Origin of the sequence: Streptomyces sp. 8L, assembly GCF_020176795.1 — a bacterium.
Classification (GTDB): Bacteria; Actinomycetota; Actinomycetes; order Streptomycetales; family Streptomycetaceae; genus Streptomyces.
The window spans coordinates 1-3,757 of record NZ_JAIUKE010000616.1; the positions used below are offsets into that span (position 1 = coordinate 1).

General features: G+C 64.5%; 3 protein-coding genes and 1 pseudogene. 3 read left to right on the forward strand and 1 reads right to left on the reverse strand.

What is annotated here, in order from left to right; genetic code table 11:
- Positions 1-151 precede the first annotated feature (151 nt).
- Genes LCE31_RS35745 through LCE31_RS35755 form a run of 3 tightly spaced genes read left to right on the forward strand, consistent with a single transcriptional unit; the run spans position 152 to position 2,711 of the window.
- Positions 152-901 (forward strand): ABC transporter ATP-binding protein, encoded by a 750-nt coding sequence (locus tag LCE31_RS35745; protein WP_225022012.1) that lies wholly within the window; start codon positions 152-154, stop codon positions 899-901.
- A complete protein-coding gene (locus tag LCE31_RS35750; RefSeq protein WP_225022013.1) occupies positions 898-2,133 on the forward strand; it encodes a DUF7224 domain-containing protein in 1,236 nt (411 codons plus the stop codon). Before LCE31_RS35745 ends, LCE31_RS35750 begins: the two co-directional genes overlap by 4 nt.
- Positions 2,130-2,711: a hypothetical protein gene (locus tag LCE31_RS35755; RefSeq protein ID WP_225022015.1), complete on the forward strand. Its 582-nt coding sequence runs from the start codon at positions 2,130-2,132 to the stop codon at positions 2,709-2,711. The genes LCE31_RS35750 and LCE31_RS35755 overlap by 4 nt, the downstream gene beginning before the upstream one ends.
- Positions 2,712-3,013: 302 nt before the next feature.
- Here LCE31_RS35755 and LCE31_RS35765 read toward each other — a convergent pair.
- Positions 3,014-3,553, reverse strand: a pseudogene (locus tag LCE31_RS35765) (tyrosine-type recombinase/integrase); the annotation flags it as partial.
- Positions 3,554-3,757: the final 204 nt, after the last annotated feature.

Here is a 3,757-nt window from a genome sequence, read left to right on the forward strand (position 1 = left end):
CCCTAAAATATCTCTGCCGCCCTCAGTTTGGTGGCGTCCCCGTTGGTGGGCCAAAGCCCCCCCCAGAAACTCTACCCCCCCGCCCGGCGCCCCCCCCCGTGGGGGGGGGGGGGCGCCCCCCCCCAGCCCCCTTTCTATGAGGTAGCCGTACATGCCACTGCAATACGAGTCCTGCACCTTCAGCTACAGCCGCCGTGGTCGCCCCGTCCTCAACGGGCTCGACGTGAGCTTCGCGTCCGGGCACACGGTACTGCTGGGGCCCAACGGTGCAGGAAAGAGCACGCTCCTCGCCCTGGGAGCGAGCGCCTATCGTCCCCAAGACGGAGTTGTCCGCCTGGGGCGACTCAGTCCCGTGGGGAGGACGGCCTTGCGCTCCTACCGGCGCAAGGTCTCGTGGCTGCCTCAAAACCCGCAGTTCCTGTCAGGCATGACTTGCCGGGAGCACATCGCTTACGTCGGCTGGCTCAAAGGGATGAGCGAGCGGGAGGCATGGCGGGCAGTACCGCAGGCCATCGAGCGAGTCGGCCTCACAGAGAAGAGGAAGGACAAGGTCGGCACGCTGTCCGGCGGGCAACGCCAACGACTCGCGATAGCGCAGGCCCTTGTGCACGATGCGCAGTTGCTGCTCCTAGACGAGCCAACCGTCGGCCTGGACCCCATGCAACGACGCCGCTTTCTAGATCTGCTCGACGAGCTGCGCGGTTCTGTCAGCGTGATCGTCTCCACACACGACATCACCGACTTGGATCAAGCCTTCGACGAGGTCGTGGTCCTGGAAAACGGCACCCTTCGTTTCCAAGGCACAGTGGCGCAGTTCGAGAGCCACGCTGACTACAACTGTGCTCCAGGTCGACGGCTGGAGAGCGCATACACGACCCTACTGAGGACGGGGGAACTGTGATCTCCCTGGCCAATTTGCGTGCCTCAGCTACCCCTTGGCTGTTCCTGCCGGCGCTTCTGTACATGAGCGCCATCATCAGCGGTGCCGTCTTCGGTGGATTCTCTGACTACGGAGTGACGTCGGGAGAACAAGCAGCATTGGGCGTCACCGTCATCGCTCCGGCTGTAGCGGGGGCAGCCGCGTGGGAAGCTGGACGCCAACGTCGCAGCGGCCCACTTGCCGCAGTATCCGTACGCGGCCGGGTGCACAGGTTCCTGTGGGCCACCACACCGGTCATCGTCCTTCAAATCCTCCTGGTAATTGGCGCTTTGATCATCGCCAGGACTCAGAACGGCGCGTGGCCCGACGGACGCGGACTGCTCGCAATTGCGCATCTGCTGATACTGCCCTGGGGGTGGGCGGTCGTAGGCTGGGCGCTGGGAAAGGTGTGCCCGCGTGCGGTGGCCGCACCTCTTGCGGCAGTCGCCTGCTGGGCCTTCATCGCCATCCCACAGTCGATAAGCAGCCCAGCTTGGCGGCATCTCGGGGGCTTGCTGACCGAAAGCTCCACACTCACTGACCTGCTCGATCCACGCGTCTACCTCATTCCTTGGGTGGTGGTGGCCGGGTTTGCCCTTGCCGCGCTTTTGCTCACAGGGGTGCGCCGCCGTCCTTGGCTGCTCGCTGTGAGCGCCATCCTGGCCGTTGGTGTCGTGTTCGTCGGCCGAAGCTTCGTGCTCGGTTGGGGATTCGATCCGCTGACGGACCCCCGGACCGGCCACACAGTTTGTACCGGGATCTCGCCTTCCATCTGCCTGCCGTCGGAATACTCGAACCAGGCTGATCAGATGCGACAGGCCGTCTTGCCGAGGCTTCAGGCATTGCACACGGTAGGGCTCCCGTCTCCCCGCGCCCTGGAAATGACTTCGCCGGATCTCCCTTTGAGATCCAGCACCTGGCCGCTTCAATGGTCTCCCGACATGTCATCGGAGAAACTCGACTACGCGCTCGCCCAGTCCGCTGTAGCCGGGATCGCCACACTCCACGGCGTTCACGATTGCGGACAGCCCTCCATTGCCGACACTTGGGCCATGCTCGTGATGGGAGTTGATGAGGAGCAAGCCCACGCCACACTCACCGACCAGGGTTGGGCACAGCTGCAGCAGATCAGGGCGCTCTCCGCCTCAAAACAGTCCGCATGGTTCACTCAGGCCATCCGCAGCCAGCGCTTCTGCACACCGGAGACCTCGTGAAGCTCTATCTGACCACCGTGAGACGCTGGTGGGTGGTCCCCGTCGCGATCGTCGTGCTGGTTTTGGCCTGCCAGGGAGTCGGCGAAAGGTCCGTTCCGCTGCCCGACCTTGGGGGTCACTTCTCTGGCATCGCAACTCGCTACTTCACACCACTGATCGTGGTCCTCCCCATGCTGTACTGCCTGGAGCGCCAGATAGTCGCTGCTGAAGTCACAGCAGCTGTAGCTGTGAGCCGCTGGGATGGACTCGTTATCGTCGCCACGGCAGCGCTCGGCCATGTGGTTGGGCTCATGGTGGGCATCGACGTCGCCCGCAACCTCATGCTCCTACTGGCCGCAGCCCTGATCGTGCGACGCTTCGGTAATGAGGCAGCGGCCGGCGGCGTCTGTTTGCTGATCATGCTTGTCACCGCGAGCTTGGGCCGCGCCTACGGTGCGGTAGGGCATGCTGTCCCCCGGTGGTGGGCCATCCCTCTTTATCCAGCGGCCAGCCCAGGTGCCTGGGGAGTCACTGTCATCTTGTTTGCCTTCGGTCTTCGCCTGTATATGCAGCCGCGGTACCGCCGCAACATGCAATAGCGCTAAAATCCGTCCGGTCCCTTACTGATCGCTTCATAATGAGGTTCGCAGGCGGCGGAGGCACATGAAACTGCAGGCCAGTTCAAGCAGGGCCTGGTGAAGGTCGGGCGCATCGCCCGTAGCGGATGCGGAGTCGTTTGAACTGCTGCGACCAGGCGAAGGCGCGCTCGACCGACCACCGAACCTTGCCATCGCGGCGAGGTACACGCGGGACCCCAACGGCTCGACGTAGAGCCGAACCAGGAGGGGCCCGCACCAGCTGGATGGCCAGGGACCTTGAACTGAGTGCAGCGGTGCGGTGTTCAGTCCGAAACAGCACCCGCAGAGCCGTCGTCGGTGTCAGCCCCACTGAGCCAGGAGTCCGCCGCTTCCGCCACCTGGTCGTCGCGACCGGCAACCGGCCGGGCGTAATGCCGCGTGGTGACGCTTGCGTTCGAGTGGCCGAGACGATGCGCTGCGGTCATGACGCCGTATCGGTCGGCGACCCATGTGCCGTGCGAGGCCCGGAGGTCGTGCGGAGTGACGTCCGTCAGCCCGGCCGCCGAGACCGCCGGGTCGAAGTACGCCTTGCGCCATTGGTTGTAGCGCAGCGGCATACCGGCCGGAGTGGTGAACAACAGGCAGTCCTCCCCCGCGGGCAACGTCTCCAGGTGCCGGCCCAACCGCTCCGCCAGCGAAGGCCCGACTCGTAGCCACCGCTTCTGATGCGTCTTGGGAGTATCGAAGACCAACTTGCCGTTCGCCTCAGCCAAGTTCTCGTCGACCAGGACGAAGCCGCCCGCGACGTCGATGTCCGCCCGCCGCAGTACGAACGCTTCCCCGACCCGCAGTCCCGCGTACGCGGGGACCGTTTTGCGTACGACCGCCCAGAGGGTGCGGCCGTTCATGCTGGTAGCGAGGAGCCCGAATCGATCGGCCTCGGCCACCACGTCCACGACCCGCTGCCATGTCTCGGCGGAGAGCTCTTCTAAGAAGTCATCTCATTTGGTTGGGTAGTCTGGGCTCGTGGGGATAGTGGAGCGTCTCGTGCCTGATGAGTTGTGGGA

Bases quoted from the DNA above. Each gene is read 5' to 3' on its own strand.
- LCE31_RS35745 (WP_225022012.1), top strand. From the start codon at position 152: ATGCCACTGCAATACGAGTCCTGCACCTTCAGCTACAGCCGCCGTGGT.